The sequence below is a fragment of the Streptomyces sp. NPDC096012 genome (assembly GCF_040426375.1).
GTDB lineage: Bacteria > Actinomycetota > Actinomycetes > Streptomycetales > Streptomycetaceae > Streptomyces.
The window spans coordinates 53,273-68,733 of record NZ_JBEOTD010000005.1 but is presented as its reverse complement, the minus strand read 5'-3'; the positions used below and the strand labels follow the sequence as shown (position 1 = coordinate 68,733).

Below are 15,461 nucleotides of genomic sequence, written 5' to 3'. Positions count from 1 at the left end.
ACCGGTCACTTCGTGCTCTGAAGGGATCCGGCGCCCCGGACGTCTTCCGATGCGGTCTCCGTGAACGACATCTCCGGCGGCGGGACGCGGAACATCCGGGTCAGGTAGGCCAGGTACACCGCGCCGAGGCCGAGCCAGATCAGGCCCAGGGTGAGTGCCCTGCCGTCGAGGTGGTACAGCAGGTAGAGGTCCACGACCGCGCCGATCGCGGGGGCGGCGACGTACGACAGCGGGTTCAGGGCCTCACCGGCGCGGCGGCGCCGCACGTACGTGGCCAGCACGGAGACGTTGACGAAGGTGAAAGCGGTGAACGCGCCGAAGTTGATGAAGGACGTCGAGGCGGCCACGTCCAGGCGCAGGGCGATCAGGCCGACCGCGCCGGTCAGCAGGATGTTGAGCGCGGGGGTGCGGTAGCGCTCGTGGAGGCGGGCGAAGACCCTGCGCGGCAGGGCGCCGTCGCGGCCCATCGCGTACAGCAGGCGTGAGGTGCTCGCCTGCGCGGCGATGCCGGAGGCGAACTGCGCGACCACGAGCCCGGCCAGGAACACCGAGGAGAACAGGTCGCCGCCGATGGTCTTCGCGATCTCGAAGGCGGCGGAGCTGGGGTCGTCGAAGACGCTGCCGGGATGGGCGAGTTGGGTGGTAAAGGCGACCAGGACGAAGATGCCGCCGCCGATCAGCGCGGTGAGCAGGATCGCGCGCGGCATGGTGCGCTTCGGGTCGACCGTCTCTTCCGTCAGCGTCGTGACCGCGTCGAAGCCGAGGAAGGAGTACGCGGCGATGGCGGCGCCCGCCGAGATCCCGGCGACGGTCGTCGCGCCGTTGGCGAAGGGTGTGGCGCTCACCAGCGCACCGGCGCCACCCGTGTGGCAGACGTGGCGCACCGAGAGGACGACGAAGATGCCGATGACCAGCACCTGGAAGACCATGAGCAGGTCGTTGACGCGCTCGGCGGTCTTGATGCCCCGGATGTTCAGCGCGGTGGTGACGGCGACAAAGCCGATGATCCAGATCCAGTGCGGCACACCGGGGAACCGCGCCTGGAGGTAGGCGCCGCCGATCAGCCAGATGACCATCGGCAGGAAGAAGTAGTCGAGCAGGGTCGCCCAGCCGACGAGGAAGCCGAGCCGCCCGTCGATCGCTTTGCGGACGTAGGTGTAGGCGGAGCCGGCGACGGGATACGCGGCGGCCATCTTTCCGTAGCTGTGGGCCGTGAACAGCATCGCGACCAGGGCCAGCAGGTACGCCGTCGGGACCGCGCCGCCGGTACTGGCGGCGACCACGCCGAAGGTGCCCAGCACGATCAGCGGGGTCATGTAGGCGAGACCGAACAGGACGACGGCTCTGAGGGTGAGGGTGCGCGCGAGTGCGGGCGCACCGGGGGCGTCGTTGGCCATGGAGGGGCTCCGGGGACGTACGGGCGGGGACGGAAAAGGGGTGGGAGCGGAGGTGTCAGGCTCCCGGACGCCAGGTGCGCGGGTCGATGCGGCCGCCGTACAGCGGCAGCTCGATGGGGGCGTCGGTATCCGTGAACTGGTCCCACATGCGGTTCACGCCTGCGGTGCCGTACGTCCGGACGCGGGTCACGTCGTCCAGGTCGATCACGTCGGTGAGGATGGTGCTGCCGTCGCCGGGCGCCTCGGCCCGGATCCGGCCCTCGGGGTCGACGACCAGGCTGTGGCCGCTGCCCATGGGGCCCGCGGTGTTCACGCTGACCACGTGCACCTGGTTGACGATGGCGTTGGCGCGGGCCAGGACGACCTCCTGCGCGCGGTCGGCGGTCGTCGTCATCACGGGGTTGACGATGACCTCGGCGCCCTGCCAGGCCAGGTGGCGGGCGGCCTCCGGGAACCAGGCGTCGTAGCAGATGGCGAAGCCGATCCGCCCCGCCTCAGGGACGTCGAAGACCACGAACCGGTCGCCGGGATCGTAGGGCTCGCTCGGCCGCCAGGGGAACACCTTGCGATACCAGGCCGCCAGACGCCCCTGCGGGGAGAAGGCCAGGGCGGTGTTGAACAGCTCCCCGGCCGGTCCGCGCTCGCACACCGAGCCCGGCAGCAGCCAGATGCCCAGGTCTCCGGCCAGCGCGGCCAGTTCCTTGACCCGAGGGCCGTCCAGGGGCTCGGCGATCTCCCGCAGCTGCTCGTGCGCCTGATCGCCGGGAGCGTCGACGCCGCACAGGTGCAGCTCGGGGAAGACCGACATCCGGGTGTGCGGGAAGCGGGCCAGGATGCTCTCCGCCTCGGCCGCGAAACCGGCGAACGGCGTATGAGCGAGCCGCGGGGGGAGCTGGGCGAGCGCCAGGGGCAGGGGGCGGGACATGAACGTGAAACTAGTTCAAGATGAGCAGTTAAACAAGAGTGCTCAAGATGAGCATTTTTCGGCGGTGGTCGGTGGACCTGGTTAGGGTGACGCCATGCCCGGCAGTGACAACGCCCCGACCACCGGCCTCACGGCCCCCGAACTCAGTGGCGTGCGCAGGCTGTCCGCCCTGGAAGCGGTCCGGGCCCGGATCGCGCTCGCCGTCGATCTGGGCCTGCTGTCCCCCGGCGACCGCCTGCCCGGCACCCCGCAGATCGCCCAGGCCCTCGACGTCAGCGAGATCACCGTCCGTCGCGCCCTGGTATCCCTGTGCGGCGACGGCGTTCTGGAGCGCCGTCGCGGGCGCGCCGGCGGCACGCTGGTCGCCGCGCACCCCACCCCCGGGACCGTCCTCACCACGGACGCCTACCGGACCGCCGGCGACGCCGTGCGTCGGCTGATCGACCACCGGCTCGCCCTGGAATGCGGCATCGCCCACCTGGCGGCGGTGCGGGCCTCCGACAAGGACCTGTCCGAGCTGGGGGAACTCATCGAGGAGATGGACCGCGCGCCCAGCTGGGCCGAGTTCCACAGCTGCGACGAGCGCTTCCACCTCCGGCTCGCCGAGGGGACCGGCATCTCCTCGATAACCGCTCCCTACGGCGCGGTGTTGCGCGAGCTCTACCGCTACTACCTGCCCTACCCCATGGACGCGCTGCGCGCCTCCAACCGCGAGCACCGCGACCTCCTGGACGCACTGCGTCGCCAGGACACCGCCGCAGCCGGGGAGGCGGCCCGGCACCATGTGGAAGCGCTGCACCAGACCATGTTCGTAGGCCTCCTCGGCACGTCCGCCCACCCCGGAACCGCCACCGCCGGCGACTGAAGTCGGCACGGGTCGATGTGCTCCGCCGGCGTTCGCCACACACGGTTCTCCATCTGCGCCCGGTCGCCCTGCGCGGCGACAGGCTCCTGGCCCTGGCGAGTCGCGCATACGATGCCGCCGACCGCGAGCCGGCCCGCGTTTCCAGTGACGTGATCACCACGGCGGCGGCCGGGGGCGAGGGCGCACGGCTCGCCGCGCAGCGGATCACCGCCGCGGCCGGGGCGGTCAGCAGCCCACCCACGCCTGCCGCGCCGACGGGCATCGGCTCCGGACGCCCTGCTCCCGCTCGGCTCTTTCCTTCCTGCACCGACGCCTTCTGCTGCCGCGAGCGGCGGCCGCGGGACGGATGCGACCGGCGCCGGCTTGCCCACAGTGGTGTTATCAAGGGTGTATGGAGGTATTCTCCGGACGCCCTCCGAGCCCGGGACGTCATCCGCCCGTCGGACGCTCGCGCAAAGGCCGCGCTTCCCGGACGGACCTGCGCAGTGCGGCCGGTCAGATGTTCCTCCTCCAGGTCGTCATCGTGGTCCTGCTGGTGGTGGCCGCGGTGGTGGGCATGGTGCTCCAGGCGGCGAGTGACGCTCTGCAGCAGGGGCGACGGGAGTCGGTCGTCGCAGCCCAGTCGTTCGCGAGTGCCCCTGGCGTGGCCGCGGCACTGCGGAGCCGGGACCCCTCAGCGGTGCTCCAGCCGCGGGCCGAGGCGGCGCGCAAGCGCACCGGCATGGATTTCGTCGTCGTCCTGAGCACGAAGGGGATTCGTTACACGTACCCGTATCCGCGGGAGATCGGGAAGAAGTTCGTCGGCGCCATCGCACCGGCGCTGAAGGGCCGTACCGTCATCGAGCAGGCCGGTGGGCCGCCTCTTCCCGCGGGCCGGGGGACGGCCGTGCAGGCGGTGGTCCCGGTGACCGACTCGCGCGGCAAGGTGGTCGGCCTGGTCTCCGCCGGAATCACGGTCAAGAACGCGGCGCGGCTGTGGCTGCCGCAGCTGCCGATCATCCTGGCCAGCGGCGCGGTCGCGCTGGCGCTGGCCATCACGGTAACGACGCTGGCGTCCCGGCGGCTGCGGCGGCAGACCTTTGGCCTGGCTCCGGTGGAGCTGGCACAGCTGTACGAGCACCACGACGCGGTCCTGCACGCGGTGCGGGAAGGGGTGCTGATCACCGACTCCGACGGACGGCTGCTGTTGGCGAACGACGAGGCGACGCGGCTTCTCGGACTGCCGGCTGACGTGCGGGGGCGCTCGGTGCGGGAGCTGGGACTGCCGGAGCCGGTCGTGAGCCTGCTGTCGTCGCCGGAGGAGGTCACCGACGCGGTGCTTCGCGTGGGGAACCGACTGCTGGCGGTGAACAAACGGCCGACGTACCCGCGGGGCGACCGGGGAGGCGGCGTGGTGACCCTCCGGGACACCACGGAGCTGGCGGAGATCTCAGGTCGGGCCGAGGTCGTGCGGGAGCGGCTGAACCTGCTGTACGAGGCCGGGGTGAGGATCGGGACGACGCTGGATGTGAGGCGTACGGCCCAGGAGCTGGCCGACGTGGCGGCGCCGCAGTTCGCCGACCTCGTGACGGTGGATCTGCTCGACGCGGTGCTGCGGGGGTGGGAGCCGACGCCGGAGGGCTGGCGGCATCTGCGCCGGGCGGCGATCGGCGGGGAACAGCGGATGATGCCGGTATATCCGCTGGACGAAGTGATCGCGCTCTCGCCCCGCACCCCGCAGATGCGGGCGCTGCAGGAGGGGCGGGGGATGCTGGAGACGGACCTGGGCCGGGCACACGGCTGGCGGGAACAGGACCCGGAGCGCGCCCGGAAGGCCCTGGAGGGCGGGCTGCGGTCGCTGGTGGCCGTGCCGCTGCGGGCGCGGAACGTGCCGCTGGGCGTGGCGAACTTCTACCGGACGGCGGATTCCCCTGCGTTCGGGCCGGACGATCTCACCTTCGCGGAGGAACTGGCCGTGCGGGCGGCGGTGGCCATCGACAACGCCCGGAGGTTCACCCGGGAGCACGCGATGGCGGTGGCGCTGCAGCGCAGTCTGCTGCCGCGAGGACAGCCGGAGCAGGACGCGCTGGAGGTGGCCTGGCGGTATCTGCCCTCGGAGGCGGGGGTGGGCGGGGACTGGTTCGACGTCATCCCGCTTCCGGGCGCCCGCGTGGCCCTGGTGATGGGTGACGTCGTCGGTCACGGGCTGCACGCGGCGGCGACGATGGGGCGGCTGCGCACCGCTGTGCTCAACTTCTCCACCCTGGACCTGCCCGTGGACGAGGTGCTCGGGAACCTGGACGACCTGGTCGTGCGCATGGACAACGAGAAGGACATGGGTGATGCCGTGGATGGCCGCGAAGGGGAGGCGGTGACCGGAGCGACCTGTCTGTACGCGGTGTACGACCCGGTGGCGGGGACCTGCACGACGGCCCGTGCGGGACACCCGGAACCGGTGGTGGTGCGCCCGGACGGGACGGTCACCTGCCTTGGTGTGCCGGTCTCGGCACCCCTCGGTCTGGGCGGCTACCCCTTCGAGAGCGCCGAGGTGTCCCTGCCGGAGGGTTCACAACTGGTGCTGTACACCGACGGCCTGGTGTTGAACCACACCGACGACTTCGACATCGGGATGGAGAGGCTGCGCCGGGCTTTGGACGGGTCCGGGAAACGCACTCCGGAGGAGACGTGTCAGGCGGTGATCGACGCGCTGAAGCCGTCCCGCCCCTCCGACGACGTCGCGCTGCTGACGGCACGTACCCGGATGTACCCGCGCTCGCGCGTGGCCGAGTGGGACGTGCCGCCCGATCCGGCGTTGGTGCCCTCGGTGCGGGCGCGCTGCAGGGAGACGTTGCGGGAATGGGGGCTGGAGGAGATCGGATTCGCCACGGAGCTGATCGTCAGCGAGTTGGTCACGAACGCGATCCGGTACGGCTCTCCGCCGATCGGCGTGCGGCTGTTGCACGGACGCTGTCTGATATGCGAGGTCTCGGACGGCAGCGGTACCTCGCCGCGCCTGCGGCGGGCGGCGGCCACGGACGAAGGGGGGCGGGGGCTCTTTCTGGTGGCGCAGTTCGCGCAGCGGTGGGGAACCCGGTACACGAACCGTGGCAAGGTCATCTGGACGGAGCAGCTTCTTCACGACGGCGAATCCGCCGCCTCGGGCCCCGCACCGGTCGACTTCCTTCTCGACCAGTTCGACCTCGACCAGTTCGATGATCCCGGTTTGTGAGCCGATGACCTCGAGCGCCCTGCAGGTCGGCAGGCCGGACTCCACCCGGTCTGATGCTGACAGCTTGCGGACCGGGAGGCAGCGATCAGCGCTCCGACCTCCCGCACGAAGCGCGAAGAGAGCCGGCGTCGGGCTCAGCGACCTGCCGTCCACCCGGCATCCCCGCACGCCGCCGTCCGCAGGAGTGCGAATGACGCTCCCCGGAGCGATGCCTCGAAGCAAGGGCTGCCGGAGCCTGTGAACAAGCCCCGGTCGGCCCAGATCACTCCGTGCTGGGCAGGCACTCGGCGAGCAGGTCGACGACGTCCCGCCAAGCTCGCTGCGCGTGCTGAGGGTGATAAGCGACCCCCGGACGCACGACGTGGTCGACCGGTGGGTGATGGAAGGCGTGCACGGCGCCGCCGTAGACCACCAGGCGCCAGTCGACGCCCGCAGCCCGCATCTCGGCGGTGAACGCGTCCCGTTGCGCGGGCGGCATGATCGGGTCTTCCGACCCGACCCCGGCCCACACCGGGCAGTGAATGCGCGCCGTCTCGCCCGGTCGGCCCGTGGTCAGTCCGTTGACTGTCGCGATCGCTCGCAGATCGACGCCGTCGCGCCCGAGTTCCAGCGCGATTGCGCCCCCGGTGCCGTAGCCGACGGCGGCGATCCGGTTCGGGTCGGTCCGCGGCTCGGCGCGGAGCACGTCGAGCGCCGCGTGGCCGATGCCTCGCATCCGGTCGGGGTCGGCGAGCAGCGGCAGGCAACGGGCCAGCATCTCCTCAGGGTCGGCCAGATAGCGCCCGCCGTGGAGATCGAAGGCCAGCGCCACGTATCCCAGCTCGGCGAGCGCATCGGCCCGGCGGCGCTCGACGTCGCTGAGCCCCACCCCCTCGGGCCCGACCAGGACCGCGGGCCGGCGGTCGGCACCGGCCGGGAGCGCGAGATGGCCGATCATCGTCAGGCCGTCGGCCGCGTATTCGATCGTGCGCGTTGCAACCGTCGTCATGAGCCTGGACTGTAGTGATCGTCGAGCCCGGTCGGGCCGGTGTTCTGCCACCGGCAGAAGAAAGGTCTCCGGCGTATTCCGGAACCACCCCGCCGGCGGTTCAGCTCAGCTTGTTCTCGACCTGGAGGCGGGTGAGGGTGCCCTCGATGACCTGATGCCGGGTCCGGCAAGCCACCGTCGCTCGGGACCACAGGCATTCAGCCAGTTCCGATATCCGACTCCACCATGGGCGCGCAGCCGGGACGGCATCTCAAGCGCCACGAGTGCTTCCGCCAAGGGCACGCGGTGGGTCTGACCGTCGGCGGACTCCTCGCCTACGTCGACCACCACTGACGTGCACCTGATGCCGGCCTTCACCGACCCTGAGGCGGTCATCAGGGCTCGACTGCGCAGACACCCGAACGCTAGTTCTTGGTTGCTCACGGCATGCATCACGAAGAAACCCCCGATTCGTCTGCTCCCTGCCTGCTTTTTGCAGGTCAAGGGCGGTCTTCGGAGGTTGCCTCGTTGCGTTCGGTCAGATGTCGCAAGGTGCGCGAGGGCTCACACCGACGCGGTGCCGACCTTTCCGGTGCCGAGCGAAACCAGGCCGCCGGGTCAGCCGGGCATGGGGTGGTGCGCCCGGGCGAACTGCTCCACGATGGCGGCGCAGAAGGCGGGCAGGTCGGCAGGGCTGCGGCTGGTGACCAGCTGCCCGTCGACGACCACCTCCTCGTCGGCGACGACCTCCGCGCCGGCGTTGCGCAGGTCGGTGCGGATGCTGGGCCAGGACGTCAGGCGGCGGCCGCGCACGGCGTCGGCTTCGACCAGGGTCCACGGGCCGTGGCAGATCGATGCGACCGGTTTCCCGCTGGCCATGAAGTCCTTGACGAACTGCACCGCGTCGCGGTCCATGCGCAGCTGGTCCGGGTTCATGGTGCCGCCGGGCAGGAGCAGGGCGTGGTAGTCGTTGACGGAGGCGTCGGCGACCAGGCGGTCCACGGGAAAGGTTCCGGCCGCGTTGAGGTCGAACTGCCGGGCCTGTATCTCACCGGGGTGGAGCGAGAGGATCTCGGTCTTCGCCCCCGCGCCCTGCAGCGCACCGCGCGGCTGGTCGAGTTCCACGCGCTCGACGCCGTCGGTGGCCAGAATCGCCACGCGCATACCTTGGAGTTCCTGTGTCATGGTGCGGCTCCCTTCACGAGTCACTGGTTGTGCGGTGCGGGCGGCAGGGACACCCGGCACGGGCGTCGACTCGCTGGTGTCCGTCCAGGCGGTCTGCCGCCTTGTCCGGTACGGGTTCACGAGTCACGAGTCACGAGTTCACGAGTTCACGAGTTCACGAGCACGAGTTCGCGAGTTCGCGAGTTCGCGAGCACGAGTTCGCGAGTTCACGAGTTCGCGAGTTCACGAGTTCGCGAGTTCACGAGTTCGCGGGAGACGATCCAGGGCGGCTCGGCCTCCCCGGCCCGGCTCCCGCCGTACATCCGGCCTCGATCCGGCCGGACAACTGCTCGTCGCCCGCCTTGACGTCGGCCTGCGTCGGCCCGTCCGCAGCCGACGTTCCGGCTTCTGCACCCGGCACGCCGTAGGCGAAGGCGGCCGCCCTCCAGGCCGTCGTTCGCTCCCGCCCGCGCCACCATCGGCTGTCACCCGGTCGAGTATTCGCAGAGCCCCCTGCCGAGCGCCTCCTCACCCCAGGCCGAAAAGGGGCACCCCCTCTTCCCCTGGCAGAGCAGCACGTCCCCGCGCAGGCACCCGTCGGCCGATTCGTCCGGCTGCCGACCGTCCGGCTGGCCGTCCGTCCTCCGTTCTCCGTCCTCCACTCTCCGCCCTCCCTTCCCTCCTCCGCCCTCCCTCCTCCGCCCTCCCTCCTCCGTCCGCCGGCCTCCCTCTTCCCTCCTCCGCCCTCCCTCCCCCTCCTCCGTGCCGGCCCCTGCACGGCATCGCAGCGCCTCGAACGAGAATCGCCGGCCGGACGACACGGCCGGCCCGGGGAGTGCGGGACTGCATCGGGGGGCCCGGAGGAGACCGGAATCCCCGGCAGACCGGGCACCGGCGTCGCCCCTGGCCGGGCGGGGGCCGTCCGCACTTGTACCAGCAGGCCTATCGAGCCCACCGCTTTTCCTCCCGCCGGGAGCACACAGGGCGGGGGCCGCATCCGGAGCATGGAAGCGTCAGATGTCACTCGGCCTCCGCTGAGGCGCATGCACCATGACCCGCATTCACTCCGGCCTGATCACGGGAACCCACGTTTCACGTCTCGGTCGGCCCTGGTCGAGTCGTCACTGGGATGCGGGCCGGACACCGCGTGAGATCACCGGAGAATCGCATGACACAACCGACAGTTCCCCCGGCCGGCACGCCCGTGGACGTGGAAGGCAAAGCGCAGCGGCCGTTCTTCGAGCACGCCGCCATGGCGAGGGCGTATCCCGGCGGCAGGATGACGGTGGGCGCCATCACGCCCCTGGAGGGCTTCGACGGGCCCGTGCCGTCCCTGGCCGGGCACATCGAGCGGATCCAGCAGGCCGAGCGGGCCGGCTTCGCCTCGGTGTGGGTCCGTGACGTGCCGCTGCTGGACCCGGGCTTCGGTGACGCCGGGCAGGTCTTCGACCCGTGGGTGTACCTGGGGCAGCTCACCGCCCGCACCACCTCGATCACCCTGGGGACCGCCAGCATCGTCATGCCGCTGCGGCATCCCCTGCACACCGCCAAGGCGGCGGCCTCGGTGGACCAGCTGTCAGGCGGACGGCTGCTGCTCGGGGTGGCCACCGGTGACCGGCCCGTGGAGTTCCCGGCCTTCGGCCAGGACCTGGACCGCCGGGCCGAGAGGTTCCGGCAGTCGCTGGACTACTTCCGTATCGTCCTCGAACACCGTTTCCCGCACGTGGAGTCGCCGCTCGGCCGCATGCGCGGCACCGATCTGCTGCCCAAGCCGGTGTACCAGCGAATCCCCGTACTGATGACGGGACGCGGCAGGCAGGACGTCCGGTGGATCGCCGACAACATGGACGGCTGGCTGTACTACACCCCACCGCTCCAGCAGCAGGCCGAGAACATCGAGCGGTGGCGGGAGCTGACCCGGGGCGACGGAGGTGGGTTCAAGCCGTACGCCCAGGCCACCTATCTGGACCTGGCCGCGGACCCGATGGCCCTGCCCCGGCGCATCCACCAGGGCTTCTCGGTGGGCCGGGTGTCGTTCCTGGCGATGATGCGGGCCTGGCAGGACATCGGCATCGACCAGCTGATGATCAACTTCAAGCACAGCCGCCGCCCGGTCGCCGACGTGATCGACGAACTGGCCGAGCACGTGCTGCCGCACTTCCCGCCCGGGCGCTCCGGGGCGCGCGGCGAGCAGCGGCGGCCCGTGGGGCGGACCGGGCCCTGAGGCGGAAAGCCCCCTGCGGACCTGGAGGACACCCCCTGCGGCCCGGTGTGACAGGGGCGGGCTCAGTCCAGGACCACCCCGGACGACCGCTCCTGCGCGTAGTCGCACGTGCCCTCCGCCCGGAACTGCAGGGCCGCCCTGGTCACCTCCGCGCCGAGGCCGCGCAACTGCTCCGCGACCGCCTGGTCGGTGAGGTGTCCGTCGCGGTCGAAGACCCGGGAGGACCGCGGGACCGCGAACACCAGCGGTACGGCCCAGCCGCGCATCGACCGGACGATGAACTCCATCGCGTTGATCGCCTGCAGGCCCTGCACTCCACCGGCGGTCGTCAGCATCCCCACGGGTTTGTTGCTCAGGTAGGGCGGGTCGTGGTCGGCCAGGAGGGCGAGCCAGTCCACCGCGTTCTTGAACGCGCCGCTGACCGACCCGTGGTACGTCGGGCTGCTCCACAGCAGGGCGTCGGCGGCCTGGACGGTGTCCGCGAGTCTGCGGGCGGACGGAGGAATCCCGTGCTCGGAGGTGTAGAGCGGAAGATCCAGCCGCTTGAGGTCGATCACCTGGGTGCCGGCGCCCGCCCCGGCCGCCCCCTCGACCGCCACACGCAGTGCGGTGAGGCTGGTCGACGGGGTGCGCAGCGAACCCCCCATTCCGACGACGAGCGGGCGGCGCGCCATCCTGTCAACTCCTTCAGAGCATCTCCAGGGGCGTGGGGCCGCTGGGCGGCGGGAACGCCTCGTCGAGGGCGTCGAGTGCCTCGGGGGGAAGGTGGAGGTCGACCGCGCCGCGGTTCTCCCGAACGTGGTCGGGGGATCCGGAACGCGGGATCGCCGCCACCCCCTGGGCCAGCACCCAGGCGAGTGCCACCTGGGCGGGCGTGGCGCCGAGGGACCGGGCCACGGCGCCCAGAGCGGCGGACTTCAGCAGCCGCGCCTGCTCGATCGGGGAGTAGGCCACGACCGTCACCCCGGCCTCGCGGCACCAGGGGAGCAGATCCCACTCGATGCCGCGCCGGGAGAGGTTGTACAGCACCTGGTCGGTGGCCACGGCGTCGCCGCCGGGCAGCGCGGTCAGCTCCACCATGTCGGCGACGTCCAGATTGCTCACGCCCCAGTAACGGATCTTCTCCGCCTCCAACAGGTCGGTGAATCCCGCAAGCGTCTCCTCGAGGGGCCACCTGCCCCGCCAGTGCAGCAGGTAGAGGTCCAGCCGTTCCGTACCGAGCCGCCGCAGGCTGCGCTCGCAGGCGGCGACGGTGCCCTTCCGGTCGGCGTGGCCGGGCAGCACCTTGCTGACGAGGAAGACCTCCTCGCGGCGTCCACGGAAGGCCTCCCCGACGAGCTCCTCGGCTGCGCCGTCGCCGTACATCTCCGCCGTGTCGACGACGGTCATGCCCAGCTCGACACCCAGCCGCAGGGCGGCGATCTCCTCCTCCCGCCGTGCCGGGTCCTCACCCAGGTACCAGGTGCCCTGCCCGAGCGCCGCGATCTCCTCACCGGAAGGTAGTGCGATCGTTCCCGCCAGTTCCGCAGACATCTCGTGCCTCCCGTCCGCCGCGGATCCCTGTCACGTGCACCCGCGCCCGGGTGTCACGCGCACCCGCACCGAGTGCCCAGGCCCGCGCCTCCCAGACAACCGGTGTCGCATGCGTCGCGGGGAGGGTCAGGAGGGGCGAGCGGACCGCGCCGGGAGCGCGCCGGGACCCGGTGCGCGGTCGCGCGACGCGACGGCGACGGAGACGACGGCGCCGCAGGAGAGGACCGCCGCGAAGCCGATCATCGCGGTCTGCACGGCGAAGTGCCGCAGGGCGATGCTGAACAGGACGGAGGGCAGGCCCATCCCGACGTACGAAACCACGAAGAACATGGCGAGGACCCCGGCGCGTGAGGCGGGCTCGGCCACCGAAACGGCACGTTCGACGCCTCCCTTGAACAGCAGCCCGGAGCCGGCTCCCGACAGGGACACGGCGACCAGGTAGAGCCAGAGCGCCGGGTGGTAGAGGGCGACGGCGCACAGGACCAGGCCGACCGGGAAGACCACCGCACCCACGGTCAGGACCCGGGGCAGCGGGAGGCGTCCCAGCACCAGTTGGGCGGCCGCCGCGGAACCGAACATGAGGAAGGCCGCCAGGCCGGCCACGAGGTGCGAGTCGGTGTGCAGGGTGCCGTGGAGCACGCTCGCCCCGAGGGAGGAGATCAGGCCGAGGATCGCGAAGGCGAAGGCGCCCAGGGCGCCGGCCGCGCCGAACGACCGGCCGCCGCCGGGGCGCAGGACGAACCTGCTGGGCGTTTCGGCCGCGGGCAGCTCAAGGTCGACGGTCTCCGGGGTGCACAGCACCAGCGCCAGGCAACCCGCCATGGCGAGCCCGAAGATCGCCTGGGTGGTGATCAGCGGCTCGGGGAGCCACTCGGCGGCGGCTCCGGCGATCAGGGGTCCGGAGGCCAGGCCGCCGAGGTTGGCCGCGGTGGCCACGATGCCGGGCAGCACCGAACCCGTCCGTTCCGGGCGCGCCTCGTGGTGGAGGTCGTGCAGGTACGTCGTCGCGGTCGAGGCCATCAGCCCCAGTCCGACACCGTTCAGGATCCTGCCCGCGATCAGCCCCGGCAGGTCCCGCCACAGGATCAGTACGACCGACGCGACGATGCCGACCAGCAGCGCGGGGACGATGATGCGCCGCCGGCCGAGCCGGTCCGACAGGTGTCCCAGTCCGAGGAAGGCGGCCGCCGCGCCCACGACCATCGAGGCGTACGCCACCGTGACCGTGGTCGCGCCGAAGTGGTCCCGGGCCTCGTACAGCGGCCACAGCGGGGTCGGCGCGGTGCCGAAGGCCATCAGCACGGTGAAGGCCACCGCCACGAACCAGAAGCCGGTCGCGTGCGGGGCCCGGCGCCGGCGCCGGGCGGGGGCGCGGGGCGGCAGGTCGGCGGGGGCGGGTGCCGGAATCCGGTGGGCCGAGTCGCCGGGAGCGGGGGCGAGGAACCCGTGCGCCGGGTCGGCCGGAGCAGGTGCCGGAATCAGGCGGGTCGAGTCGGCCGGAGCGGGGGCCGGGATCAGGCGGGTCGGGTCGGCCGGAGCGGGTGCCGGAATCAGGGGGGTCGGGTCGCCGGGAGCGTCGGCTGTGGGACGGCTCAGCGGCGTGGGAACGGCAGGCAGGGGTATCCCTCCTCAGGCGGAAGTGGATGACACCTTCCATCCTCCTCACCAGCCGTGATCAATGCCAACGAATGTTTTTGCTGGGATCGAGCAATGCGAGTGATACTTCTCGTATGGAGCTACGTCAGCTGGAGCACTTCATCGCGGTCGCCGAGGAGCTGAGTTTCACGCGTGCCGCCCGACGGCTGCACGTGGTGCAGTCCGGGGTGTCCGCCGCCATCCGCTCCCTGGAGCGCGAGCTCGGCTGCGCGCTGTTCGAGCGCACGTCGCAGCAGGTCCGGCTCACCGGGGCGGGCGCTGCGCTGCTGCCGGAGGCGCGGGCCACCCTGCACGCCGCCCAGGCGGCCCAGGACGCCGTGCGCGCCGCACAGGACACGCTGCGCGGCACGGTGAACGTGGGCGCCATGGCCTCGGTGGAGGTGGTGGACCTGCCTGCGCTCCTCGGTCAGCTGCACGCGCGGCATCCGGCGATCGACGTCCGGCTGCGGCTGGCGACGACCGGCTCGGCGGGACTGGCGCACGCGCTGCTCCGCGGGGACCTGGACGTGGCCTTCCTGTCGCTGCCCGAGCACAAGCCCGCCGGGATCGACGCGCGGGAGCTGGCGACCGTGCCGCTCGTCCTGGTGGTGAGCGCCGGCCATCCGCTGGCGCAGCGGGACGAGGTGGCACTCGCGGACCTCGCGGGGGAGCCCTTCGTGGACTTCCCGCCGGGCTACGGCAACCGCGAGGTGGTCGACCGGGCGTTCGCGGCGGCGGGCGTCGTACGACGAGTGGCGCTGGAAGTGCCCGACATCGACATGGGGGCGGCACTGGTCCGGCACGGTCTGGGCATCGCCTTCCTGCCCGCGTTCGCCGTGGCCCGCACCCCCGGTCTGCACGTCCTGGACGTGCTGGACGTCGACGGCACCATGCTCCGCTGGAGCATGCATCTGGGTACGTCGTCGACACGGCGGCCGAGCTCGGCCCTGCGGGCGCTGCTCGACCTGGTCGACCTCCACGTCATCGCCCTGTGACGGCCCGGGCCCGAGCGGCCGGTGCGAGTCGGACGCGGCGGGCCGCGCCGGCTGCCGCGGCCTCCGCTGACGCCGGCGCTCCGTGACGCGGGCGGCGTGCCGAGGGCTCCTGGGTCACCCGGCGGATTCGACGGCCTTGGAGAAGTCCGTGCCGAGCTGGGACATCAGGTGGTTGAACTCCTTCTCGCTGATCGCCTCCCGGAGCACGGCCAGTACGGTCCGCACACCCCGGTCGGCTTCCTCCTCCTTGAGCATGGTGCGTTCGGCCACGCGCTGCACGCTGTCGTAGTGGCCGAAGCGCTCGATGCGGTCGGTGGTCCCCCGGCGCACCGCCTCCGCGAGGCCCCGCGGAAGCTCGGTGATGAGGTCCCTGGCCTCCCCCCGGCTCAGCCTGTGGGCCAGCGTCTCGAGCGTGGCCCAGGTCAGGTCCGCCGCCTCCTGCCGGCTCAGTTGGGTGCGCTCGGCCACGGTACGGACGAATTCCTGCTCATCCATGCGTCGTCCTCCTTCGCTGCTGTGGTGCGACGAACGGCGCGGCCCCTCTGCCA

At 71.7% G+C, this 15,461-nt stretch carries 12 protein-coding genes; 4 read left to right on the top strand and 8 right to left on the bottom strand.

Going from position 1 to position 15,461, the window contains the following annotated elements; genetic code table 11:
• Nucleotides 1-5 precede the first annotated feature (5 nt).
• Nucleotides 6-1,397: an APC family permease gene (locus tag ABVB68_RS07565; protein ID WP_353600100.1), complete on the bottom strand. Its 1,392-nt coding sequence runs from the start codon at nt 1,395-1,397 to the stop codon at nt 6-8.
• Between the two features lie 55 nt (nt 1,398-1,452).
• Entirely contained in the window at nt 1,453-2,322 is an 870-nt protein-coding gene (locus ABVB68_RS07560; RefSeq protein ID WP_353600099.1) for a carbon-nitrogen hydrolase family protein, read from the bottom strand.
• Nucleotides 2,323-2,416: 94 nt separating this feature from the next.
• Between ABVB68_RS07560 and ABVB68_RS07555 the strand changes: the two genes are divergently transcribed.
• Together ABVB68_RS07555 and ABVB68_RS07550 are read left to right on the top strand one after the other, a co-directional pair.
• The gene (locus tag ABVB68_RS07555) at nt 2,417-3,187 is read left to right on the top strand and encodes a FadR/GntR family transcriptional regulator (protein ID WP_353600098.1); all 771 of its coding nucleotides are present in this window, start codon (nt 2,417-2,419) and stop codon (nt 3,185-3,187) included.
• A 499-nt stretch (nt 3,188-3,686) separates the two neighbouring features.
• Nucleotides 3,687-6,395, top strand: a complete 2,709-nt coding sequence (locus ABVB68_RS07550) for a SpoIIE family protein phosphatase (RefSeq protein ID WP_353600097.1) — start codon at nt 3,687-3,689, stop codon at nt 6,393-6,395.
• Nucleotides 6,396-6,657: 262 nt separating this feature from the next.
• Here the strand turns inward: ABVB68_RS07550 and ABVB68_RS07545 are convergent, their stop codons facing one another.
• Complete coding sequence (locus ABVB68_RS07545) at nt 6,658-7,383, bottom strand: dienelactone hydrolase family protein (RefSeq protein WP_353600096.1); 726 nt, start codon at nt 7,381-7,383, stop codon at nt 6,658-6,660.
• 597 nt (nt 7,384-7,980) lie between these two features.
• Complete coding sequence (locus tag ABVB68_RS07540; protein WP_353600095.1) at nt 7,981-8,547, bottom strand: type 1 glutamine amidotransferase domain-containing protein; 567 nt, start codon at nt 8,545-8,547, stop codon at nt 7,981-7,983.
• A 1,147-nt stretch (nt 8,548-9,694) separates the two neighbouring features.
• Between ABVB68_RS07540 and ABVB68_RS07535 the strand changes: the two genes are divergently transcribed.
• On the top strand, nt 9,695-10,750 hold the full coding sequence (locus ABVB68_RS07535; RefSeq protein ID WP_353600094.1) for an LLM class oxidoreductase: 1,056 nt from the start codon (nt 9,695-9,697) through the stop codon (nt 10,748-10,750).
• A gap of 62 nt (nt 10,751-10,812) precedes the next feature.
• On the opposite strand, the gene ABVB68_RS07530 is transcribed toward ABVB68_RS07535, so the two are convergent.
• From ABVB68_RS07530 to ABVB68_RS07520, 3 genes are all read right to left on the bottom strand, one after another.
• The gene (locus tag ABVB68_RS07530; protein WP_353600093.1) at nt 10,813-11,424 is read right to left on the bottom strand and encodes an NADPH-dependent FMN reductase; all 612 of its coding nucleotides are present in this window, start codon (nt 11,422-11,424) and stop codon (nt 10,813-10,815) included.
• 13 nt (nt 11,425-11,437) lie between these two features.
• Nucleotides 11,438-12,283 carry an aldo/keto reductase gene (locus tag ABVB68_RS07525; RefSeq protein WP_353600092.1) on the bottom strand — a complete coding sequence of 282 codons (846 nt, stop codon included), beginning with the start codon at nt 12,281-12,283 and terminating at the stop codon, nt 11,438-11,440.
• Nucleotides 12,284-12,409: 126 nt separating this feature from the next.
• Nucleotides 12,410-13,597 (bottom strand): MFS transporter, encoded by a 1,188-nt coding sequence (locus tag ABVB68_RS07520; protein ID WP_353600091.1) that lies wholly within the window; start codon nt 13,595-13,597, stop codon nt 12,410-12,412.
• Between the two features lie 416 nt (nt 13,598-14,013).
• On the opposite strand from ABVB68_RS07520, the gene ABVB68_RS07515 reads away from it, so the two are divergent.
• Entirely contained in the window at nt 14,014-14,913 is a 900-nt protein-coding gene (locus ABVB68_RS07515) for a LysR family transcriptional regulator (RefSeq protein WP_353600090.1), read from the top strand.
• Between the two features lie 114 nt (nt 14,914-15,027).
• Here the strand turns inward: ABVB68_RS07515 and ABVB68_RS07510 are convergent, their stop codons facing one another.
• A complete protein-coding gene (locus ABVB68_RS07510; RefSeq protein WP_353600089.1) occupies nt 15,028-15,408 on the bottom strand; it encodes a DUF2267 domain-containing protein in 381 nt (126 codons plus the stop codon).
• Between the last annotated feature and the right edge of the window lie 53 nt (nt 15,409-15,461).